Consider the following 20,662-nt stretch of genomic DNA (forward strand, 5'->3'; position numbering starts at 1 on the left):
CAGGCCCAGGATGGCCGTCGTGTCAGCTGTGCCTGTCACCACGACGTCGGCCGGTGGGCGTAACGATGTCACGAACATGCAGGTGTGGCTCCGGCAGCGAGTCGCACTGATCGCGCACTTACGCCGCCGCTACCCCGAACCCACCGCCCGTGTCCCGGCTTGATCTTCGGCTACGAAAATCTTGCCAGAGCCACTTCGACGAGTACGCCGACAGAGCCGCACTTCAGCCGGTCTCGGTACCCTTGCCCGACTCGTCCGTTCTCTCCTCGACATACAGCGCGCAGTCGGGGTTGCGGCATGGCTGGGGCTCCCAGACGGGCGCCCACACGCCGAGGATCTTGCGTCGTTTGAGGGCCGTATCGACAGGCTGTCCGCAGGCGGGGCATACGTGCTGCGGCTCTGCCTGCGGGCCCTGGGCGGTCCTGCGTCCTTCGCTGCTGCCCATGTGCCCAGGGTAACTAGAAGCTGCCTAATCCGCCGTAACGAGCGTGGCCGGGTAGCCTGTAAGCACGCGGCTGACCCGCGGAAATGGTCACTGGCTCCGTGTGGACGCTCACGAAATTCGGCTCTGGCGAAGATCTTGTGGTCGGGCCTGGTACTCCGGTCTCGGGTTGGCGGACGGTAGCAGTCGTTTGTCGGACGCTCCCATCGAGTCAGGCTCGTCAGGATGAGCGGCTATCGTGCTGCCGTGACCGGTTCCGTACGCCCGCTGCTCTTCCTCGATGTCGACGGACCACTCATTCCATTCGGAGCGGCGCCGCAGGAGTATCCGACGTATCAGACCGGTCCGGGACCGCGGGAGGCCGACTCGAATCCGCTTGAGGAGCGGATGCAGGTGTGGTGCGAGCCGACGGTCTTCTCCATGGCCTCGGCGAGGTTCCGCCACAGGTGCCAGCCGTCGGCAACCTGGACGGCCTGCGGGGCGCCGGTTCGGGCTCCCTCGGCGTAGGCGCCAGCTCTGTCCCGGCAGATGATCCCCACCTCCGGGTGCCCGGCCAGGCAGGCGGCCAAGGGGTCAGCATCCCGGCCTGGTAGCACGTTGACGGGTCGGCGGGCCTCCAGATCCACCAAGACGGTGGCGTACGAGTCGCCCTTGCGCAGTGCGAAGTCGTCCACGCCCAGCACCCGCACCGGGCCCTCACGCTGGTCAGGCATGGTGCGGAGCAGCTGCAGCAGGGTGTCCTTGGTGACGTGGATGCCCAGCAGCGCAGCCAGGCGGGCACCGGGCCGGCGGCGAGCCTGCAGGCTATGGACAGTAGTACCGACCGCAGCAGCGTGGTCTTGCGGGCGTGAGGCGTGGTCAGCCCCTCGATCTGCCGATCTGCTCGGCGAACTTCACTGCTGTGCAGGAGTCGGTCAGGCAGCGGAAGCGGCGCACGAGCAACACACTGTGACGCCCTGATCATGAACGACGACGTTGAACATAGGACGGGTCGCCGACCGCGATGGCCCTCGCGCAGGCGGCTTCCAGCCTCGTCGCGCCGTACTTCTTCCGCAGACCGAGAACCCCCTGGGCAGCGCGTAGCCGATAGAGCACGTTGACCTCCAGCAGCTGCTCGACGACCTCGCGGCAGGCATCGCCGATCTCGGACGCCTGGCTGCGGCACCAGACCGGCGTGCGCATCTGGAAGGCGATCTTCTCCGGCAGCTAGTCGCTCTTGTCGGTGCGTTTGCCCTGGTCAAGGGCAGTGTGTGTGTTGACGAGCTGGCCGTGTGGAAGACCTGGACCATTGTGGCAGTCGAGCGAACATCGACCTTGCGGCCGATCAGCTTCTACGTGACCGAGTAGAGGGTGCGGCCGACTTTGATGTGGATGTCCGGGCCGACCGTGGCGGTCGACCAGCGGGCCAGCACGAACGGAGTCGGCGGCAGAGGGAGTAGTTCCGCCGCTTCCAGTGCCTCGAACACGGTCATTGGGGCGGCCCGCCCAGCGGCCGGCGCTTCCTCCGCCCGGCAACCTGCTGACTCCAGGTGACGGCCTCGGCCTGCATGTGCTCGACCGACGTGAACTCCCTGCCTCGCCAGAACGAGTCGCGGACATAGGGCATCGGCCGCTCGACCTGCGGCTTGTCATTCGGCTTCGCTGCCCGCGCGGGATCGACCAACGCGCCGTAGTGGGTGGCGAGTTCGGCGTATGACTTGTTGATCTTCGGTCATAGAGCTCGGGCTTGTCGACCCCTGTCTGGGACGCCTCCGCCGGGGCCAGGTACTTCCTGCCATCCGGGCTGCCCATCGTTGAGGTGCACGCGGATGTCGGTCTCGTAGCGGTTCAGGCCGGACTTCCGGATCCGCTTGCCCGCCAGCCAGCGGTCCAGCCACTCGCCCGCCGTCAGGCTGCCGATGAGGTCCTGGCCCGCGTTGAGCTGCCGCCGGGTCTCCTCGACCTTCGGCCAAGGAGCCTTCTCGCTGCTGACTTCCGTCAGCATCGCGGCAATCAGCTCCATGCCCTCGGGGTCGTCGGCCTCGGCGAGGCCCGGGAGGGCGCGCACGTGACTGAGGTCGGCCCGGTCCCGAAGAACACCGGCTGGTTCCCTGCCCGGCGCGGTCGCCGGCCCCCCTTGGCAGCAATCCCACGCAGCCGCCTCCTGTCGGCCGGCACCCCCCCCACAACGGTCGGAGTTCGTTGAACAGCGAGGCTGGACAGCCCATCAACTTCCGACTGCAAGAACCTGTTTCTGAACCGCGGAGTTTGCTGGCCTGGGCGGCCTTGGCTCCGTGGCGCGAAAAGAGATCACCGCCTCCACTCATCGAACGTATGATCTCTATGCTGACGACATGGTTGATATACCTCTTTCAGCGCTGGAAGTCGCGATGGTCCAAACGGATGCCCGAGCCGTGGATACCCTGCGGGACACCGTGGCCTTCGCAAAGGGACTGGAGCGGCTGGGCTACCACCGGATCTGGTACGCCGAGCATCACCACTCGCCGGCGATCGGCGCGTTCCCACCAGTCGTGTTGATCGCGCACTCTGCCGCGTCGACCTCGGTCATCCGTCTCGGTTCGGGCGGTGTACTGGCTCCCAACCACGCACCCATCACGCTGGCGGAGCAGTTCGGAACGCTGGCCGCGTTGCACCCAGACCGCATCGACTTGGGCATCGGTCGCGGTCCTGGCACCTTTGACGAGGCCACGGCACGGGCACTTCGCCGCGGAGCCGGACCGGCGACGGATGCGGAGTACCAAGGCGACATAGCCGCGATCCTGTCCTTTCTGGTCGACGAAGTCGCACTCGGCCCGCTGCCGGAGCCGTGGCTGCTGGCTTCCAGCACCGCGGGTGCTGCTCTCGCCGCGGGACTCGGCCTGCCGATCGCTGTCGCACACCACATCCGGCCGGACAACACCCGTGCGGTCCTGGAACGTTACCGGGCGGCGTTCACCCCGTCCCGTTGGTGCGAGCAACCTCGGGTGCTGTTGTGCGTGGAGGCGGTGTGTGCCGAGACGGAGGAAGAAGCCGCGTGGCGAGTCGGACCGATGGACGTCGTCAAAGCCGGGCTCCTCAAAGGATTGAGTGAGACGCCCTTCCCCACGCCTGCGGAGGCGGCCACCCACCCGTTCACGGCGGAGGAGCGACAGGCGCTGGCCGGCTTCCGTGCACAGCAAGCCGTCGGTACACCCGAGGCCGTCGTACATCGGCTCACGCAACTGGCTGGTGAGACCGGAGCGGACGAACTGATGCTGACCACGCCCGTCTACGACCTTCGCGACCGCATTCGCTCCTACGAACTCATCAAGAAATACTTCGAGGCCACGACAGCACCGTAGGAACAACGCAGGGAAGGATGTCGGTGCCCCGTTCACCACAACCGCTCAACCGGCACCGCACAACCGCTCAACCGGCACCGCCGACGCCATGCGCCGAGCCGACGCCGCCCAGATACCCGTCCGTCGCATTACCCCATGACAGGAACGACGATGACCGCACAGCAGCAGAACCGCCCCATAGAGGCCGTGGGATTTCCCCGCCCGACCAAGCCCGACTACACGACGGTGTTTCTCGAGCCCGCCCTGGCGAATCTCCCGGAAGTCGAGTGCGAAGACGAGGACGACCGCAGCACTTTCCGGTGAAGGCAGCCGGGTCCCTGGAACGGGACCCCGCCGTGCTGGCAGCGTCATCCGTGCCGGACAGCGTCGGAGGCCCGGCCGCGGATGAGCGCCAGGCGCCTTACGGCCTGGCCATCGGCGTGAACCTGGTCGGCCTCGGCGCTGGCGCCGGAGGATCCATCAACCCGGTGGTGGCCGCCCTGCTACACAACACGAGCAGCATCGCGGTGGTCGGCAACTCGGCCCGCCTGGTCAACCACACCGCGCCTGCCAGGCGAACGCGGCCCCGCCCTGTACGCGGCGCCCTGTACGCGGCGCCGCTGGAGGACCGCCGAGTGATCTGACCGCCGCTCCCACGGCTGCGGACAGGTTCGCTGGGCCCTACTCGGAGGAGTTGGCTTGGGCTCGTCGGAATTGGGCCTGGCAATGTCGCCGTCCGGGCAGCCCAGCTCCGGTGGGCCGAGGTCGCGGAGGCGCCGCCGGCCGTAGACCTCATGGCGTGCTGGAGAAGAGCGTACGAGCTGCGCGGTCCGAGCGTGGAGTACGGCAGAACAACCACTGCCGCCCTGTGTCGCGTGGGCGACCCGCTGAGCGGCGGGGGCTGTTTGGCGGTGGCGGCTGCGGAGCGTAGGGGCGTCCGTCCGCGATGTGGACGGACGCGCCGACGGCCCCAGGTGCGACCCGCATCGGGTCGGCGCACACTGGCACTGTGTGGCCCGGATGAAGGGAGACGCGCCATGACCGGACTCGTCCGCCGCTCAACTTGCGCCCCCGCGGGCAAGCCGCAGGGGTCTTCAGTCCTGCAGGGCAAGTGTCGTTGACACGGGATTGACCCATGTCAGTGCCAGGACGGCAAGCCGTCCGCCTCCTGGTCGTGGCGCTCCTCGTCGCTGTGGTCTCGCTTGCTGCCGCCGGGGCGCAGGGCAGGGGCAGGTGCGGGACGGTACCCGTGCAGGCGGCGGAGGTCACGGCCGCAAGGGCTGCCGGACAACCCTCTCCGGACCCCGACTATTGCGACAATTGCCCCTCGTGCCCCGGTTGTCCGGCGGCTGACGAGGAGGACGTAGGACCTCCAGAGGTGCCTCCCGAACAACCTCCTCCTCCCGAACAACCTCCCGAAGTACCTCCAGAAGTACCTCCAGGAGTAACTCCGGAGGTACCGCCCGAAGTACCTCCAGAGGTACCGCCCGAAGTACCTCCGCCTACGCCAGAACCCGACTCACCGCCCGTACCACCCGGGACCGAGCCCCCCGACACCGATGGACCCAATACCGACGGCCCGGGCACGGACGACCCCGGCACCGAAGACCGGACGCCGGACGGTGACGAGGGTTCCGGCGCCTTGCCGATCGTGCTCGTGCTACTCGGCACCGCGATGGTCACCACGGCTGCCGTTATCGGCGTCCGTCACCGGGGGCCGCGCTGGGTACGCCGCCATGTGCGGGCCGTACTGCGCAGCGACCCCGGCATGGGCAGCGTGCGCGAGAGCCGCGACTCCGATACGCCGGACCGCACGGTACGACTGGAGCCTCACCGCGACCCCGGCGAGCAGAACATCCAGGAGGAGGACGATCGATGACCGTGACGAGTCCCGCAGAGCACATGACCGTACGGGCCCTCCTGTTCGGCGAAGAGGGCGGGAGTACCACCGATGCCCTCGCCGGTCATCTTCATGAGCGCGATGTCGCGGAGACGCTGTCGCACGGCGCGCGGGGCATGGCGGGTTCGGCAGGCCGCGCTGTCGAGCGCGAAGTCGCCACCGTCATCAACGGTTTCCTCGCCATGGACGTGATCGACCTGTTGGGCGCGGGCTGGCGCAAGCACTCCGCTCTCACGGCTGCCGCTCGCCGTACCCGCGATGCCCCGGACAGCGAGGAGCTTGTCGCTCTGGTGAACCATCACATCACGTCAACCCACCGCCCCTGCGTCGACTTGATCATCGATGGGGTCAACGTCGGGACCATCGACCTGGCGATTACCGTCGACTTCGACCTCAACGGAGTTCTCGCCATCGTCCGTGAGGCCCGTTTGGCCGCCCTGCGGTCCGGAGAGTGCACGGCGACCGGGACCCTCGCGATCGAGGAGAACACGGTGGCCAGCCGGAACCACAGCCTCAACCTCCCGGGCATGATACGGCTCCGGTCAGGACTCCCCCTCCTCACCGCGGAACAACTGGATTCCGGGGGCGGCCCCACCACCGAATCCATTGCCGCAGTGACCGGCTTCCGTACGTGGCTCGAATCCCACGCCGACGAGAACGCGGCACTTGGCGACCTGGCCCGGGCCAACGCCGAAACGCTGGAGAACCTGCTGAGGGCAGGGGAGCACTACTGGGTCGGCACACGATAGGCGCGGGGCGCCGAAGCGGACGGGGCCGTCGAAGTCCCCCGCGTACCGCGGCCGCGCGGAAGGCAGACCATTCCGCCGGCCTGAGTCCGGCACTTCACACGGGAGCCGACGTGCTCTTCCAGCGCCTTGAGTAGCTGCTCACCCGCTCCATGTCAGGTGGCGCGCTAAGCCAGCGTCGGGCCTGATGACCGCTGAGCACCTTAGTGGTCGGCTTCGGAAGTCCTTTGGGGGTTGATCACGCGGCGAGGCTGAGCCAGGATTCTTCCGGGTGATCGGCGGTGTGCCGGTCGAGCCCGGCCAGTTAGATCGTCCAGGTCGGAGGTGGTGAACTTCCACTGGAACGCCTGTGCCGTGGCGTTGTAGCGGTCTTCGAAGGCTCGGAGCCGGTCCCTGGCCTGGGTCAGGTCGGTAAAGTCGTTGGGTGAGACGACCTTGCGCTGGACGACGGAGAAGTAGACCTCGACCTGGTTCATCCAGGAGGCGTGTATTGGGGGTGTGCACGAGCACCGCGTTCGGGAATGCTGCGGCCAGTCGGTCGGCGGCTGCTTGGCCGCGGTGGGAGGAGCCATTGTCGACGATCCAGTGGGCCTTTGCTGCACCGCATCCGGTGGGAGCGGGATGCTCATAGTGGGGAATCGCCGGGTTTTGCACCCGGGGCGCCAGGTCGGCGGATACGTCGCCTACCTCAACGACTGGGTTCCCGCCGAACTGGAGCTGGAGATGCGCGGCCTGGCCTTCCTGCACAACGCGTCCGCAAAGCTGCTCGGCCACCTGCGCGCGCACGCCGCTGGCGGCCCCAGTGCCGCCTTCCCGCTCCTGGGAGCTGACGACCTTCCCGAGGGCGCCGAAGTGTCGCTGCTGGCCGAACGGTTGCTGTGTGCAGACGTGGAGCCCCCCGACCGGCAAGCGGTCAGCGACTTCCTGCTGGCCCAGCACCGTCCTCGGAATCCTTGCTGGCCAAGGTCGCCGACACGATGGAAGGCCACGACGGTTTCCGGCTCATCGGCGACCAGGACAAGGCTCGCCAGACCATCCATCGCGCGATTGAGGCCATTGAGCAGCGAAGGCCGGGCCAAATCGTGGTCGTCACGGGCGGACTGGGCACGGGCAAGACCGCGATTGCCGCCCGTGTCCTGGGCGACCTCTGCTCAAACAGGGTGCCAACGGCTGCTGTCCCCGTCCGGAACGCTCACCCACCAGCTCGCCTGCGCCGTTGGGGACGCGGCCAGGGGCCTCATCAGCACCCTGACCACCCACTGTCCCGCGGCCTGAATAAGGACACCAGCATCGTCCTGTTGGACGAGGCCCACCGGGCACGCACCGTCCCGCTGCGGCGCAACAACGAGTTCCCTGACCTCTTCACCCGGCTCACCCGTGACTGCGCGGCACTCGTGCTCTTCCTTGACGAACGCCAAATCGTCCGCCCCAGCGAAGGCACCACCCTCGACGAACTCCGCCGCCTGGCCCGCGCCTGCGACGACGCCTTCGCCCACGTCGACCTGACGACCCAGTTCCGGTGTCTCCTCCGACGGAGGGAGGCTGGCGATGACCGCATGCCCCACAGCCGATACCGCCTGCGAAGACGGGTGCAGAGACCTGTGACCGATCCACATAGAACTACGGGTCCGAAGGTCAGCATGCAGCTTGACGCAGGTCTGGCCCGTGCCATTACCGTGCCAGATGCAGGGGTCAGCCACGGTCAACAAGGGGGCTCGTGGGCGTACTCGGCCCGCTAGCCCAGCCAGCGAAGCCGCAAGTCACCAGCAGGACACCCAAGCCTCTCCCCTGAAGCGGTGGTCCGGGGGATCCTCAGACTGCCCAGGAAGTAGGGCGGGTGTCTGGGCGGGAGCCTTGGCGCGAGGTACTGCAGTGGATCAGCGGCGGGCGACTGGGGCGGCGGCGCAGGCGGCCGACCGTGCCAGAGTTGGGCACCTCGTGGCAGGACACCATCTCGGCAGAGCGGATCGGCTGGCGTCAGCGCGCTGCCAACCTGGACGGCGAGTTCGTGTTCGCCGTCGACTATCAACTCTGCCGCGGTTGTCGACTCGGGTGGGTCGAGCAGCCTCACACCCTGCCGGAGTATCAGCGATGTGGTCTGGCTGCGGCCGGCCTCGCCGCGCTGCGGATCGAGCACCCCGGCTTGGCATGGCACACCCTGGGCGGACACCTCACCGAGTCCAAGGGATTCTGGGCCGCCGTAGGTGCCGACGTACCCGGTGGCTACCAGCAACGCGGCCCCTGCGCCCACATCAATGCCAGCGGATGACCAACATTGCCATCTGTCAGCTGCGGCCTATTCGTGGACCGGCGAGATGACGCAGGCCGCCCCTAGCGGCACCTGACCTGCTGAAACGTATGAGACACACGGGGCCTCCGGAGTCATGTGCGCAGGTTCGAACGAGCCTTCAAGAGCCGGACCCAGTCTCATCGAGTCCGGCTCTGTGTCGTGCTCCCGCACCGCTGCGGAATCCTGATCCTCGACCCAATCCGGGCGGCGAAGACACGGACCCCTCGGCCGTGTGCTCGGTTGGCTCAGGCGTTGGGACGCTTGCCGTGATTGGCCTTCTTCTTCTTACGGCCGCGTCGCTTGTTCCCTCGCTTAGCCATGGTGCACATCTCCCTAATTCGGGACTTTGCATGCCTTCGCCAGTCTAGATTCGGCCCGGGTCGTCCGCATCAGCGGTGCCGCGGCCACAGCGCCCATACCGGTGCTCCGCCGCCCCAGAGCAGTCACTGGCTCCTGTCGAATGCGCGTCGAAGCCGCGCAGGCCGATCCACCGCAGCGCTGCCAAACGCAGGTCAGAGTCCGTGCAGGGCTCAGACCATCAAGCGCCTTCTAATCGCTGCGCCGGTTCATGGCGGGTTGCCTAACCCTGGGACCGCTGACCGCGTGGAGGCTCAACAGGTGTCGCAGAGCCGGCGCTCGACACATGTCCGACACAACCGCGACCGCTGAGTGGCGCCAAAAAGGCTCCCGCGCAGGTCACTGGGCGTGTCAGGCTTGATATGCGCAATCTCTCCGGAGCCGTGTGCGCAGGTTCGAATCCTGCCGGGGGCACAGAAGCCGGACCAGCGTGAACCACCCGCTGACCTGCGGAAGTGCCAGACTTCAAGAGCCGAACCCAGTCCCACTGGGTCCGGCTCTTCGTCGTTGTCTGTCACTAGTCGTGTGTGAGCAGCGGGTGAACCCTTCACGCAGGCCGGCCCCAGCCATGATCGCGAGGGGTTTCGAGCACAAGCGCCGCCGGGGGTTGGCGATTGCCACCGCGCTGGCCGCCCCTTTCCTGCACCTGGAGGGTAAGCAGTGGCCTGGCGCACGGCTCCTGCGGCCTGGTTCTGGAACGAGGTGACGGCGATGACCGAGACGGGTCAACGGCCGGGCTGGTTCCTCGGGCGCGCCGCTACTGTAGCGGGTGCCATGCCAGGCTGGCGGAAGAGGGCCCTGCTGAAGGGTTTGGAGAACGTCCGCCCTGGAATCATGTGCCGATTGGAGCGGAGGCAGCGCCGAGGTGGCGGGCGACCTGGGAGGGATGGGTCAGCGGGGGGTAGTGCCCGGCCCCGGCGATCTCGGCCACTGGGTGGTCGACTGTGGTGACCAGCGGGTCGGCTGTGCCCACGACGATCTGGACTGGGATGCTCAACTGGTTCAGCCGCGCCCGCGATTGCCGGCGTTCGGCGACGTCCGTACGCAGAGCTGCGGCGCCAGCTGAAGTGCTCAGCGGCCAACTGGGCCGCTCAGTCACAATCGGCTGCCGCTGGCGAGTCTTGTCCCTGTTCAGTACCCGAGGTCGATGTAGTCGATGTTGGTGAACTCGACGATGAGGCCCTGGGCGTGGCGGCCGCCGTCCTTGAAGTACTGCTCCTGGAGACCTTCGGCGACGATGTCCTTCAGAGTGTTTTCCTCCGCGCCGGCGTCGCGGGCTTCGAAGAGGCGGGCTGCGTAGGCGGCGGGCAGGTGTTGCGTGAGGAGGCGGATACGGCAGTCGTCGGTGCTTCCAGGCGGGGCGGTGAAGCCGAACCTGGCGCGGTCTCGACGGTGATGCCGGTCTCTGCGGCGGCTTTCTGCCGGGCAGCCTTTTGACCTTGGGCTGCCAGACCTTCTCAACCGTGGCTTCCAGGCGGGTGGCGTGCTCGCCGGTGGCCTGTTTGATCTTCTTGTCCCGCCAGCGCTCGACGATGCGTCGGGAGACGCCGAGCTGAGATCGCATCGAACTCAGTCGCCCTGCTCTCTCCTCCTGGAACCGGCACAACGGCCGTCACAGCAAAGGGCGTTGGCAGGCCCCCTTCCGGCCATGACGCCCTCCGGAGTGCGTACAACCCCTACGGGGAAGACGAGGTCGAGGAGGTGACGCGAGAAGTTCATCGGCAGCCGAACGGGCGTAAGTCCATGGCGCGGACGGTGGGGGAGGGCCGTGCCCTGTAAGGAGAGCTCTGACGCCAGCCCCGCGCTGCGGGGCCGGACGACCCGCAATTTCAGTCTCTTCGTCGTTGCCTCTCTCGTGCGGTCAACGTGGCCTGCCGCCGCTGGGTCATGATGGGCGGCATGGTCACGTCCGTCGAGGTCTCTGCGAAGCATCGCCCAAAGCGGGTGGAGCTGCGCCCGCATAGAGTCAGCCGGCGTACAACCTCGAGGGCCTGGCTGACAGCATCCGCGAGATCGGACTCGCCAACGCGATCACCGTCGCCTCTGTCGACGCGTACCTCCAGGAGCGGCCGGACCGCGCCGCCGACATTGAAGCCGGCGCATGCTACATCGTCGTCGACGGACACCGCCGACTCGAGGCCGCCCGCCTCGCAGGCGCCACGACTATACGAGTCAGCGTCGACAACGCACGCGTCTCCACGGACGAATCCCTGCTGGAAGACGCGTTCGTCGCCAACGTGCACCGCGACGACATGAGTCCACTCGAGCAAGCGCAAGCATGCGCACGCTGGTGGACTTCTACGGCTCGCAGAACAAGGCAGCCAAGAGGCTCGGCATGGCGCCCAGTCCACCATCTCGTCGAAACTGTCTGTACTCGACCTCGACCCGCAACTGCAGGCCGACCTCCTCGAAGGCCGCCGCAAGATCGAGCACGTACGCAACCTGTCGAAACTGACCGCAGCAGAGCAGATCCAGCAAGCAGACGCCCGCGCAGCCGCGAGCGAACGGAAGCGCGCCAGCGCCAGCGACCGATCACGGCGTGATAACCCGGCACCCGGTGTCGAGCAACCACGGCCTGACGGCCCTGCGCTCCAGTCGACGAGCTATCACGCCGTGATAATCCCTCGACGGAAGTCCAGCCGCTGGGGGCAGACGACCTGCCCGGCCCTCGAGACGCCCAGCCGACAGCCGCGCAGACCGCCCTACCGCAGAAGCCGGTTATCCGGATGCCCTGGCATGACGTCACCAAGTCGCAGCAGGTGAACGGCCTGCGCATCGACCATCTCATCGCCCAGGCCCCGCCGGAGGCATGGCAGCGTCTGTCGGCTGGGCCGGGAGACAAAGGCCAACCGGGTTTGCTTGAGCCGTGTGCTCGGACAACGGGCCCGCACGGTTCTGAGGGGGGACCGCCGCAGCAATGTGGCGGTCCTACCCGACCAAGCCGCGAAGAACGAGTGCGGCCTGGATGAGTACGAGGTCCGCCGCTATCCAGGCTGGTATCGGCACATCACCTTGGCCATGCTCGCCCACGTCTTTCTCACCGGCCTCGCAGCCCAGGCGGAAGACACCACAAAGGGGGCAGCAGAAACGGATCAGCCCTTGCCCCGCTCACCGTGGCAGAGATCCGGCGCGTGCTGAACGCTCTCCTTCCCCGCCCCAAGCCCACCAGGACAGACGCATCCATGCCCTGAACTGGTCCCACTGGCGCAGACGCCACCAAGCCACAGCCCGCCGCTGCCACTACCGAAGAAGAACCAGCTCAGGACACGAAATCTGACCGATTGTGCGGCCTTGCCGAGCGCGACGGCGAGGGCGGCGTTCTCGGTGCCGGTCGTAGCCCGTCCTCCTGCCCGCCGCCGTGGACGAGGGGTTCGAGGGCGGTTCCGTCGCGCACGTACAGGGCGGCGATGCCCTTCGGCGCGTACATCTTGTGGCCGACGATCGTCATCAGGTCGACGCCCAGGTCCCGTACGTCCAAGGGGATCCTCCCGGCGGCCTGGGCGGCGTCGCAGTGGCAGAGGGCGCCGTGGGCGCGGCTGTTGCGGGCCAGTTCGGTGATGGGCTGGAGGGCGCCGCTCTCGTTGTTGGCGGCCATGACCGAGACGAGGACGGGGTCTTGGCGGCCAGGACCACGCCGCGCAGGGCGAGGTTGTCCGCCTCGGGTCCGGAGCCGGTGAATACGATCTCCCCGGTGTCCGCGCCGATCAGCGCGGCCACCTGTGCACGGGCACGAGCACGGGCACGGGCCAGGGCCGTCCTGGGCTCGGTGGCGCAGGCGTGGCCGCTGGAGGGGTTGGCGAACCAGTCGGCCGGGTATGGGCGCATCGCCTCGGCGGTCCGTGGTTCCACGGGGGTGGTGGCGTTGTGGTCCAGGTACACGGGTTTGCCCCCGCAGCCGGGGGTGCGGGGGATCATGCGGCGGCCCCGCCGTCCACGGGCAGGTCGGCCAGCCGCCACTCCAGCATCCCGTCGCTCAGCCGGACCGCTCTGCGGCCGCGGGCGTTCAACAGGCGTACGGCATCGTGGGCAAGGACGCAGTAGGCGCCACGGCAGTACGCGACCACCTCGGCGTCGTCCGGCAACTCGGCGAGCCGGTCGGCGAGTTCCCCGATGGGGATGGAGATCGCGCCGGGGATGTGTCCGGCGGCGTATTCCTCGGCCGGGCGGACATCGAGGACAACGACCCTGCCCGCCTGGGCGCGCGCCAGTAGCTCCTGACGGTCGACCTCCTCGGCTTCATCGGTGCCGAGGTAGGCGGTGCGGGCGGGTTCGACGCCGGCCTGATGACTCTGGGCGACCTGGCGCAGCAGGGCGTACAGGGCGGCGACGTCGTCGCCGGCCAGCCGGTAGTGGATGCGTACGCCCTCGCGGCGGGTGGCCACGAGTCCGGATTGCTTGAGGGTCTGCAGATGCGCCGAGGCGGTGGTCAGGTTCAGCCCCGCTGTCTTGGCGAGCGCGTCGACGGTGCGCTCGCCCTGCGCCAGCAGGTCAAGGAGCTCAAGGCGTTTTCCGCTGCTCAGTGCTTTGCCGGTGCGTGCGAAGGCGTCGTACAGCGCGGCTTTGCGCGCGGGGTCTCCCATGGCATCCTCCATCATTCCATGGACTATTGTAGCTAAGGGTGGGGTGCTGAAGCGACCCGGCATCCACCGCGACACATCTGGAGGACCTGATGGGCTTCGCCGACGATCACTTGATACCGCTGGTCGACGAGGGTCTGGGCAACAGCGCCTACCTCCTCGACCTCGGCGACGGACGCGCCCTGGCCGTGGACGCGAGCCGCGATCTGCGCGCCCTGCGGACGGCTGCCGGCCGACGCGGCCTGACCATCGCGTACGCCGCCGACACCCACCTGCACGCCGACTTCCTCTCCGGCGCCCTGCAGCTCGCACACGACGACGGTGCCACGGTGCTCGCCTCCGCCACCGGACACCGGGCCTTCCCCCACACCGCGCTCGCCGACGGCGACGAAAGGGACCTCGGCGGACTGACCCTGCGCGCACTGTCCACCCCCGGCCACACCGACGAACACCTGTCCTTCCTCCTCCTGGACGGCACCCGCGAACTCGGCGTGTTCACCGGCGGATCCCTGATCGTCGGCTCGGCCGCCCGCACCGACCTGCTCGGCGCCGACCGCACAAAGGAGCTGGCCCGCGCCCAGTACCGCTCACTCAGGCGCCTGGCCGAACTGCAGGAGACAACCGCCGTCTGGCCGACCCACGGAGCCGGGTCCTTCTGCTCCGCCCCGCCCGGCGCCGAGCGCATCACCACCATCGCCGCGCAGAAGCAGACCAACCCGCTGCTCGCCGCACCGGACGAGGATGCTTTCGTACGCCAGTTGCTCGCCGGCCTCGGCTCATACCCCACCTACTTCGACCGCCTGGGCGAGGCGAACCGGCGCGGGCCCGCCGTTGTGCGCTCAGCCCCGTCTCTCCCCGCGCTCTCCCCGGACCACGTGCGCAACCTGCTCAGCCAGGGCGCCCAGATCATCGACGTACGCCCCATCGCCGACTTCGCCATCGGTCACATCCCCGGCGCCGTCTCCATCCCGCTGCGCGATCAGTTCGCCACCTGGCTGGGCTGGCTGCTGCCCGACGACATCCCACTCGTCTTCGTCACCAACCCTGGCCAGGACCTCGCCGAACTCACCTGGCAGGCGCTGAAGATCGGATACGAGCGACTGGCCGGGCACCTCGACGGCGGCATGGCCGCCTGGACCGCAGGCGACGGAGCACAGGAACGCATCGAACTGCTCACCGCCGACCGGATCGCCGAGCGCCCCGTCCTCGACATCCGCCAGCGCGCCGAGCACATCGCCGGACACATCCCCGGGGCGATCCACCTCGAACTCGGCAACCTCGCCAACCAAGCCGACCGGGCCGACCAGGCACCCGAGCATGCCGTCGTCGCCTGCGGCCACGGAGAACGCGCCATGACCGCAGCCAGCCTCCTCCAGCGCACCGGCCACAAGAACCTCGCCGTCCTCGACGGCGGACCCGGCGACTGGTCCAAGGCCACCGGCCGCCCCCTGGAGGAAACCGCGTGACCCACCACGCCACCGACGGGACAAGCCCTGGCCTACGCCTCGGACTGCGGGCCAACCTCGCCCAGTTCAGCCTGCTCGTCCTGATCAACGCCCTGGTCGGCGGCATGCTCGGCCAGGAGCGGACCGTACTGCCGCTGCTGGCAGACGACGTCTTCCACCTGTCCACCGCCACGCTCGGACTGACGTACATCCTGGCGTTCGGCGCCACCAAGGCCGTCACCAACTTCTTCGCCGGCACCTGGTCCGACCGCTACGGCCGCAAACCGGTCCTGATCGCCGGCTGGCTGATCGCCCTGCCCGTGCCCGCCATGCTCGCCTGGGGCCCGTCCTGGGGGTGGATCATCGCCGCGAACATCCTGCTCGGCCTGAACCAGGGCCTGACCTGGTCCACCACCGTCATCATGAAGATCGACCTCGCCGGCCCCGAACGCCGCGGCCTGGCCATGGGCTTCAACGAAGCCGCCGGATACGTCGCCGTCGCCGCCACCGCCATGGCCACCGGAGCCATCGCCGAACACGCAGGACTCCGCCCCGAGCCCTTCCTGCTCGGCGCCGCCTACGTCGTACTGGCCCTGGGCCTGACCACATTCGCCGTACGCGAGACCCGCGACCACGCCCGCTTCGAAGCCACCCGTCACCGCATCCCCGCAGGCAACAAGCACAACGCAGAACTGACCACCGGCCAGATCGCGCGCCTCACCAGCCTCAGCGACAAGGCCCTGTCAGCCGCCAGCCAGGCAGGCATGGTCAACAACCTCAACGACGCACTCGCCTGGGGCATCTTCCCCCTGCTCTTCGCCGCCCACGGACTGTCCATCGCCCAGATCGGCATCCTCGCCGCCCTCTACCCGGCCGTCTGGGGCGCGGGCCAGATGCTCACAGGCTGGTGGTCCGACCACATCGGCCGCAAACACCTCATCACCACAGGGATGCTCCTCCAGGCCGCCGCCATCGCCCTCGTCGCCGCCTCCACCACCTTCGCCGTCTGGGCGACCGCCCAAGTCCTCCTCGGCATCGGCACCGCCCTCGTCTACCCCACCCTGCTCGCCGTCATCGGCGACGTCGCCCACCCCGCCTGGCGCGCCCGCGCCGTCGGCGTCTACCGCCTGTGGCGCGACGGCGGCTTCGCCATCGGCGCCCTCCTCGCCGGAGCCCTCGCCGACGCCTACAGCCTCACCACCGCCATCTGGACCATCGCCGCCCTCACCGCCGCCTCCGGCCTGCTGGTCGCGGTACGCATGTACGAAACCCACCCCCGCAACTGATCACCCCAAGGCCCAGCAGCAGACCCAAGGCTTGGCCGTCATGAGGCTCTTTAGAGCCGAGTGAGAAGCCCCCTCGTTTACGAGTGGGAGGAGTCAGCCAGCCATCACCGCTCGGGCGGCTCCTCTGCGGCGGTGATGTCCAGGACACCAGACACCGGGGCGGCGGTGAGTCCGGAAGGCGCCGGGGTGGGGGAGCGGAGTGCGTCATGACCGGGCAAGCCTGTTGGCACTGCTGTGAGCTGGGCTTTGGTCGATCCGTCATCGGTCACCGGCCGTGCCACTGGTCCGCGCAACTCGTGCCCGGTCACTGGCTGGGCAGGCCGAAGGGGGATCTGGGCAAGCCTGGCCAGGGATGGGACGGTGCGCCTCAACGCCTGGGCCTCTTGATCTCTTGATGAAGGTGGGCGTCAGTGACCGTGTTCGCTCGCCTGGGGGACCGGTTCGCCGACGCTGGACGAGCCATACCTGGAAGCCGCCAGCGAACTCGTCCAGGCTCTGTGCAGTCCAGTCGCGGCAGCTCCAGGACACCATCGACGCGCAATCCATGCTGAATTTGAGTGAAATCCATGTGCGATTCAGGTAGTGTGGGCGTCCGGAGGTGACCCTTGTGCCCAACGACGAAGACGCGCTGTTCACTGCGGTCGATGCACTGCTCGAACAGGTCGCGCAGGACCCCCTGCCGCCGCCCGCGGAACGCAAGCGACTGCGGGAGGCGGCCGGGCTGAGTCAGGACCAGATCGCGAAGGCGCTGCAGACCCGGCGAGAGTCGGTCGGCAACTGGGAGTCCGGCCGCAGCGAGCCCCGGCCCCCGAAGCGCGCCGCGTATGCCCGGCTCCTGGAAGGACTCGCTGACCGCTTCCCCGCCAACGACCCCACGCCTGCCCCGGTCACGCCCCCCGAGCTGGCCACGCCCTCACCGGTACCGCAGCCCCTCGCCCGACCCGCCGCCGCGACCGAGGCCACAGTTGCCTCCATTCCCGCCGCTGCGCCCGCGTCCGTTCCGGTTGCCGCTCCACAGCCGGAGCCCGTAACCAGGCAGTCGTCGTCGCGTCACCCAGCGCACAAGGCAGCTGCCAAGCCGGCTCTCGATCCGCGGTTCCCGCACGGGCCCTTGGCGGTGCTGGACGGTGACGGATCCGCGTATGGCGTGGGCGGGATCGTGCTGGAGTGCCCGGCGACCACGATTCCGCAGCTGGTCGACTGGACGCTGCGCGAGTCGGGGATCGGCGCGTCCCGTCTGCACCGCAACGGCAAAGACAGCGACCCGCTGATCGTGCTTACCGCCTCAGCCGCCGTACGACTCGGCCTGCCGGAGCGCCTGGAGGGCTTCGAGGCCCGCCGCTCACTGCGCCTGCCCGAGGACCACCCGGTCGTCAAGCAGATCACCAAGGCGAAGTGGAAGCTGACCCAGCGGGGGTTTGGCCCGTGGGCGCGCATCTACCGCCCGGCGAAGGCCGGTCAACGGCAGTGCGTGCAGCTGGCGATCCTGCCCTGGGACGCCCTGGACGAGCGGGCCTGGCCCGGCGCCGACCAGCTTCCGTCGGCCGAACTCGCCCGCGTCCTGGGCGTGTACGCGACCCGCGTCATCACGCCGCGCGGCTCCACCGCTGTCAATGGCCTGGAGCTGATGACCGCCCTGCGCCCGCCGACCCGCGCCGTGAAGGACGAGGCGACCGGCGCGTGGGTCCAGGGCCACAACCCCGGCTCCCTCGGCACGCATCCGGTCGACCCGGCGCCGCCGGAGGCCCCGGCTGAGCACCCCGTCGCGCAGGGCTGGAAGGGCGGCTTCCTCGACGAAGAGGCGTACCAGTGGGTCCGCGACGTGGAGTTGCTCTCCGATGAGGAGTGCCTGCTGCCATATGCAGTCGGCCTCGACATCAACACCGCGTTCCTCGCGGCCGCGGCCCGCCTGGTCGTCGGCCTGAGAGGGCCCGAGTACGTCCAGCACCCGGTTTTCGACAAGAAGATCCCCGGCAGTTGGCTGGTGGACCTCTCGCACATCGAGCTGGACGCCAGGCTGCCGTCCCCGTTCACGCCGTCGGGGCAGCGCCCCGAGGGTCCGGCCTGGTACCAGACCCACACCGTCGCCTACGCGGTGGAACTCGGAGCCGAGGTGCAGCCGATCGAGGCGTACCTGCGGCGCGAGAGCGGCGCGTTTCTGGATCCATGGCACGATCGCCTCAAGGACGCCTACGTCGAGACCATGTCCGACCTCGGTGTTACCAAGGACCTGACCGAGACCGAGTTTCTCGCCGCGATGGAGCAGCACAAAAACATCGACCCCGGCATGGCCGCCGTGCTGGCAGCGATCAAGTCCACGGTCAAGGGCGGCGTCGGCAAGCTGCGCGAGCGCCCACAGGGCCGTCACTACACCGACGGCGAGCGCTGGTCTGCACTGGAGCGCCCGACCTGGCGGCCCGACATCCGAGCAGCCGTCATCTCCAAGGCCCGCGTCAACATGCACCGCAAGATGGCCAACGTCGCCAAGGCGACCGGCCAGTACCCGCTCGCGGTGCTCTCCGACTGCGTCGTCTACGCCTCGGCCGGCCCCAGCCCCCTCGACTTCCTGCCCCGCACCGAGGACGGCAAGCCGCTGCCCGGCAGCTTCCGCCTCGGCCCCACGCCCGGTCTGGCCAAGGTCGAAGGCGTGCAGGAGATGGCGTGGGCTGTGGACCTGATGGAGAAGGACATGAACCCCGCCCGCCACATCAAGGGCGGCGACGCCGTCCTGGACGAAGGGGAGTGACTGAGTGAGCGACATCCACGAGGCCCTGGATCGCGCAGAGCGCGAGGTCTTCACCCGTGAGCCGCCCAAGAGCCTCCAGGCCCGCGTGAACTTCCTGCTGGGCAAACTCAAGACGACCAAGGCCGTGGCCCAGGAGCTCGGGGTCACCCAGCGCTCAGTGGAGCGCTACCTCAGGGGCGAGCGGAAGAAGCCGCCGAAGGACATCGCGGACCGGATCGACACCGCTGTCCGCGCCCGCTGGCAGCCCCAGGTGCGCAAGCGCCGCCGCAAGCAGGCCGCCACCAGCACCGGGATCACCGTCGAGACCCGCGCCCGCTTCGGCTACACCGCGCCGGTCGGCACGACCGACGACGGCCGGATGCGCCGCCTCACCGTGCACCTGCCCCCGGCGTACGCGAACCGTCTCTTCGAGGCCCAGCAGCAGGGGGCCAGCGACCAGCAGTTGCGCGAAATCGTCGCTGAGGGACTTCAAGAGATCTATTTCAAAGACGGTGGACGCCGCGCCGACAACCTCGAAGTCGCATTCACCGACGTCGACTATTTCGACGTCTCCTTCTAATAGCGGAGAGAAACCTTCTATGCCCGGAGGATTAAGCGATGTGACTTAGCGCGCTACTTGGCCAGTTAGCGCTGGAGTTGGTAGCGTGAGCGCTTCGATTGGCGCGCAGGGTAGCCCTCGGCGCTCTGCTACAGCCCACCGACACTGGATGTCAGTGCCTCTTGGCACCATGGCGATCATGAGTCACAACATCGCCTACTCCACCGCCGACAAGGCCGACGTCTTGGCCTTCCTGGGCAGCAACGGCAACCTCACGTCGGACCAGCGACGCACTCTCGACGACATCCGCGAGTACGCCCAGGCCCATCAGGACTCCCTCGACCACCAGGGCGTCGACTGGGGCCTGTCCATCCCTGACGCTCTCGATCACCTCCTCGCCGGGCGCACCGACTCGGACGCAGAGTGTGCGGGCAATGCCTACAACTCCGCTGTGCAGCACATCATCGACCGCAACGCTTCCGACCCCTACGACCTGGGCACCTACTCCAAGCCCTCGACGTTCTTCGGCCTGGTGGACGATGAGATGCGCCGCCTCGGCGTGCCCGCCGACCAACTAGCTCACGACTACCTATACGGCGGGCTGCCCGACGACTTCCCTCACATCCCGCACTCGATAGACGGCTACCCAGCCATCGGCCACCTGCCGCTGGCCAAGACCAAGGCCGCCGCCGACGCCTACCGCGCCGTCCTGAACCGGATGGACCCGGACTTCCGGTACGAAGTCCAAAAACTCATCGACAAGCTCGACTTCGAGCACGACGAGTGGGCCAGCCGTCAGGGGGACTACTGGAAGGACAAGCACACCCAGGACACGCTCTTCTTCAAGCTCACCTGACTGATCAGTGGGGACGCACGAGGTCCGCCGGGCCAGCCCGGCGGACCGCTTCTCGTCTGCAGGCCGGACGGGCTCTTCTGCTCGCCAGTACCTTGATGAGTGGCGCGACGGGCGGGCTCACCAGTGGACCGCGGCCTGACTTCATCGACATGAGGGGCCCTGGCCGGGCGGGATGCTGTT

23 protein-coding genes and 3 pseudogenes are annotated in these 20,662 nt (G+C 68.3%); 14 read left to right on the top strand and 12 right to left on the bottom strand.

What is annotated here, in order from left to right; all coding sequences use genetic code 11:
* Positions 1-223: 223 nt before the first annotated feature.
* The 5 genes and pseudogenes from PXH83_RS31785 to PXH83_RS31805 form a co-directional block, all read right to left on the bottom strand.
* Positions 224-445 (bottom strand): hypothetical protein, encoded by a 222-nt coding sequence (locus PXH83_RS31785; protein WP_274565022.1) that lies wholly within the window; start codon positions 443-445, stop codon positions 224-226.
* A 332-nt stretch (positions 446-777) separates the two neighbouring features.
* Positions 778-1,155 carry a transposase gene (locus PXH83_RS31790; RefSeq protein ID WP_274565024.1) on the bottom strand — a complete coding sequence of 126 codons (378 nt, stop codon included), beginning with the start codon at positions 1,153-1,155 and terminating at the stop codon, positions 778-780.
* A gap of 247 nt (positions 1,156-1,402) precedes the next feature.
* Positions 1,403-1,624 (bottom strand): hypothetical protein, encoded by a 222-nt coding sequence (locus tag PXH83_RS31795; RefSeq protein WP_274565026.1) that lies wholly within the window; start codon positions 1,622-1,624, stop codon positions 1,403-1,405.
* Between the two features lie 149 nt (positions 1,625-1,773).
* The gene (locus tag PXH83_RS31800; protein ID WP_274565028.1) at positions 1,774-1,914 is read right to left on the bottom strand and encodes a hypothetical protein; all 141 of its coding nucleotides are present in this window, start codon (positions 1,912-1,914) and stop codon (positions 1,774-1,776) included.
* Positions 1,915-2,237: 323 nt separating this feature from the next.
* Positions 2,238-2,507 (bottom strand): annotated as a pseudogene (locus PXH83_RS31805) (site-specific integrase); the annotation flags it as partial.
* 268 nt (positions 2,508-2,775) lie between these two features.
* Between PXH83_RS31805 and PXH83_RS31810 the strand changes: the two are divergent.
* The 5 genes from PXH83_RS31810 (at position 2,776) to PXH83_RS31830 (ending at position 6,390) form a co-directional block, all read left to right on the top strand.
* The gene (locus tag PXH83_RS31810; RefSeq protein ID WP_274565229.1) at positions 2,776-3,762 is read left to right on the top strand and encodes an LLM class flavin-dependent oxidoreductase; all 987 of its coding nucleotides are present in this window, start codon (positions 2,776-2,778) and stop codon (positions 3,760-3,762) included.
* Between the two features lie 135 nt (positions 3,763-3,897).
* Positions 3,898-4,065, top strand: a complete 168-nt coding sequence (locus PXH83_RS31815) for a hypothetical protein (RefSeq protein ID WP_274565030.1) — start codon at positions 3,898-3,900, stop codon at positions 4,063-4,065.
* Between the two features lie 32 nt (positions 4,066-4,097).
* Positions 4,098-4,385 (top strand): hypothetical protein, encoded by a 288-nt coding sequence (locus tag PXH83_RS31820; protein ID WP_274565031.1) that lies wholly within the window; start codon positions 4,098-4,100, stop codon positions 4,383-4,385.
* Positions 4,386-5,383: 998 nt separating this feature from the next.
* On the top strand, positions 5,384-5,620 hold the full coding sequence (locus PXH83_RS31825) for a hypothetical protein (RefSeq protein WP_274565032.1): 237 nt from the start codon (positions 5,384-5,386) through the stop codon (positions 5,618-5,620).
* The gene (locus PXH83_RS31830; protein ID WP_274565033.1) at positions 5,617-6,390 is read left to right on the top strand and encodes a hypothetical protein; all 774 of its coding nucleotides are present in this window, start codon (positions 5,617-5,619) and stop codon (positions 6,388-6,390) included. The genes PXH83_RS31825 and PXH83_RS31830 overlap by 4 nt, the downstream gene beginning before the upstream one ends.
* A gap of 200 nt (positions 6,391-6,590) precedes the next feature.
* Here the strand turns inward: PXH83_RS31830 and PXH83_RS31835 are convergent, their stop codons facing one another.
* Positions 6,591-6,863 (bottom strand): hypothetical protein, encoded by a 273-nt coding sequence (locus tag PXH83_RS31835; RefSeq protein ID WP_274565035.1) that lies wholly within the window; start codon positions 6,861-6,863, stop codon positions 6,591-6,593.
* A 477-nt stretch (positions 6,864-7,340) separates the two neighbouring features.
* On the opposite strand from PXH83_RS31835, the gene PXH83_RS31840 reads away from it, so the two are divergent.
* Entirely contained in the window at positions 7,341-8,126 is a 786-nt protein-coding gene (locus tag PXH83_RS31840) for a DNA/RNA helicase domain-containing protein (protein ID WP_274565037.1), read from the top strand.
* Positions 8,127-8,305: 179 nt separating this feature from the next.
* A complete protein-coding gene (locus PXH83_RS31845) occupies positions 8,306-8,656 on the top strand; it encodes a hypothetical protein (protein WP_274565038.1) in 351 nt (116 codons plus the stop codon).
* Between the two features lie 266 nt (positions 8,657-8,922).
* Here PXH83_RS31845 and PXH83_RS32705 read toward each other — a convergent pair whose 3' ends face one another.
* The 3 genes from PXH83_RS32705 to tpg (PXH83_RS31855) all read right to left on the bottom strand — a co-directional run bounded on the left by PXH83_RS32705 (position 8,923) and on the right by tpg (PXH83_RS31855) (position 10,495).
* Positions 8,923-8,997 carry a 50S ribosomal protein bL37 gene (locus tag PXH83_RS32705; RefSeq protein WP_099504217.1) on the bottom strand — a complete coding sequence of 25 codons (75 nt, stop codon included), beginning with the start codon at positions 8,995-8,997 and terminating at the stop codon, positions 8,923-8,925.
* Positions 8,998-9,866: 869 nt separating this feature from the next.
* A complete protein-coding gene (locus PXH83_RS31850; protein ID WP_274565040.1) occupies positions 9,867-10,031 on the bottom strand; it encodes an alpha/beta fold hydrolase in 165 nt (54 codons plus the stop codon).
* Between the two features lie 134 nt (positions 10,032-10,165).
* The gene (gene tpg, locus PXH83_RS31855) at positions 10,166-10,495 is read right to left on the bottom strand and encodes a telomere-protecting terminal protein Tpg (protein ID WP_274565041.1); all 330 of its coding nucleotides are present in this window, start codon (positions 10,493-10,495) and stop codon (positions 10,166-10,168) included.
* Between the two features lie 569 nt (positions 10,496-11,064).
* Here tpg (PXH83_RS31855) and PXH83_RS31860 point away from each other — a divergent pair.
* Both PXH83_RS31860 and PXH83_RS32710 read left to right on the top strand, forming a co-directional pair.
* Complete coding sequence (locus PXH83_RS31860; protein WP_338054931.1) at positions 11,065-11,577, top strand: ParB/RepB/Spo0J family partition protein; 513 nt, start codon at positions 11,065-11,067, stop codon at positions 11,575-11,577.
* Positions 11,578-11,775: 198 nt separating this feature from the next.
* Positions 11,776-12,172: pseudogene (locus tag PXH83_RS32710) on the top strand (IS701 family transposase); the annotation flags it as partial.
* A gap of 121 nt (positions 12,173-12,293) precedes the next feature.
* Here the strand turns inward: PXH83_RS32710 and PXH83_RS31870 are convergent.
* From PXH83_RS31870 to PXH83_RS31880, 3 genes and pseudogenes are all read right to left on the bottom strand, one after another.
* Positions 12,294-12,629: an aminotransferase class V-fold PLP-dependent enzyme gene (locus PXH83_RS31870; RefSeq protein ID WP_274565042.1), complete on the bottom strand. Its 336-nt coding sequence runs from the start codon at positions 12,627-12,629 to the stop codon at positions 12,294-12,296.
* A 92-nt stretch (positions 12,630-12,721) separates the two neighbouring features.
* Positions 12,722-12,949 (bottom strand): annotated as a pseudogene (locus tag PXH83_RS32405) (aminotransferase class V-fold PLP-dependent enzyme); the annotation flags it as partial.
* Positions 12,946-13,614, bottom strand: a complete 669-nt coding sequence (locus PXH83_RS31880; protein WP_274565044.1) for an ArsR/SmtB family transcription factor — start codon at positions 13,612-13,614, stop codon at positions 12,946-12,948. The pseudogene PXH83_RS32405 and the gene PXH83_RS31880, both read right to left, overlap by 4 nt.
* A gap of 89 nt (positions 13,615-13,703) precedes the next feature.
* Between PXH83_RS31880 and PXH83_RS31885 the strand changes: the two genes are divergently transcribed.
* The 5 genes from PXH83_RS31885 to PXH83_RS31905 all read left to right on the top strand — a co-directional run bounded on the left by PXH83_RS31885 (position 13,704) and on the right by PXH83_RS31905 (position 20,482).
* Positions 13,704-15,077, top strand: coding sequence for an MBL fold metallo-hydrolase (locus tag PXH83_RS31885; RefSeq protein ID WP_274565046.1), 1,374 nt, complete (start codon positions 13,704-13,706; stop codon positions 15,075-15,077).
* On the top strand, positions 15,074-16,342 hold the full coding sequence (locus tag PXH83_RS31890) for an MFS transporter (RefSeq protein ID WP_274565047.1): 1,269 nt from the start codon (positions 15,074-15,076) through the stop codon (positions 16,340-16,342). The genes PXH83_RS31885 and PXH83_RS31890 overlap by 4 nt, the downstream gene beginning before the upstream one ends.
* A 607-nt stretch (positions 16,343-16,949) precedes the next feature.
* Positions 16,950-19,088: a telomere-associated protein Tap gene (gene tap, locus PXH83_RS31895; RefSeq protein ID WP_274565049.1), complete on the top strand. Its 2,139-nt coding sequence runs from the start codon at positions 16,950-16,952 to the stop codon at positions 19,086-19,088.
* Positions 19,089-19,092: 4 nt separating this feature from the next.
* On the top strand, positions 19,093-19,647 hold the full coding sequence (gene tpg, locus PXH83_RS31900; RefSeq protein WP_274565050.1) for a telomere-protecting terminal protein Tpg: 555 nt from the start codon (positions 19,093-19,095) through the stop codon (positions 19,645-19,647).
* Between the two features lie 178 nt (positions 19,648-19,825).
* Entirely contained in the window at positions 19,826-20,482 is a 657-nt protein-coding gene (locus PXH83_RS31905) for a DUF7691 family protein (RefSeq protein WP_274565051.1), read from the top strand.
* Positions 20,483-20,662: the final 180 nt, after the last annotated feature.

The sequence above is a fragment of the Streptomyces spiramyceticus genome (assembly GCF_028807635.1).
Lineage (GTDB): Bacteria > Actinomycetota > Actinomycetes > Streptomycetales > Streptomycetaceae > Streptomyces > Streptomyces spiramyceticus.

Excerpts from the sequence above, each read along its gene's own strand:
- PXH83_RS31785 (WP_274565022.1), bottom strand. The coding sequence starts at position 445 with ATGGGCAGCAGCGAAGGACGCAGGACCGCCCAGGGCCCGCAGGCAGAG.
- PXH83_RS31790 (WP_274565024.1), bottom strand. The coding sequence starts at position 1,155 with ATGCCTGACCAGCGTGAGGGCCCGGTGCGGGTGCTGGGCGTGGACGAC.
- PXH83_RS31795 (WP_274565026.1), bottom strand. The coding sequence starts at position 1,624 with ATGCGCACGCCGGTCTGGTGCCGCAGCCAGGCGTCCGAGATCGGCGAT.
- PXH83_RS31800 (WP_274565028.1), bottom strand. The coding sequence starts at position 1,914 with ATGACCGTGTTCGAGGCACTGGAAGCGGCGGAACTACTCCCTCTGCCG.
- PXH83_RS31810 (WP_274565229.1), top strand. The coding sequence starts at position 2,776 with ATGGTTGATATACCTCTTTCAGCGCTGGAAGTCGCGATGGTCCAAACG.
- PXH83_RS31815 (WP_274565030.1), top strand. The coding sequence starts at position 3,898 with ATGACAGGAACGACGATGACCGCACAGCAGCAGAACCGCCCCATAGAG.
- PXH83_RS31830 (WP_274565033.1), top strand. The coding sequence starts at position 5,617 with ATGACCGTGACGAGTCCCGCAGAGCACATGACCGTACGGGCCCTCCTG.
- PXH83_RS31835 (WP_274565035.1), bottom strand. The coding sequence starts at position 6,863 with ATGAACCAGGTCGAGGTCTACTTCTCCGTCGTCCAGCGCAAGGTCGTC.
- PXH83_RS31870 (WP_274565042.1), bottom strand. The coding sequence starts at position 12,629 with ATGGCCGCCAACAACGAGAGCGGCGCCCTCCAGCCCATCACCGAACTG.
- PXH83_RS31880 (WP_274565044.1), bottom strand. The coding sequence starts at position 13,614 with ATGGGAGACCCCGCGCGCAAAGCCGCGCTGTACGACGCCTTCGCACGC.
- PXH83_RS31885 (WP_274565046.1), top strand. The coding sequence starts at position 13,704 with ATGGGCTTCGCCGACGATCACTTGATACCGCTGGTCGACGAGGGTCTG.
- PXH83_RS31905 (WP_274565051.1), top strand. The coding sequence starts at position 19,826 with ATGAGTCACAACATCGCCTACTCCACCGCCGACAAGGCCGACGTCTTG.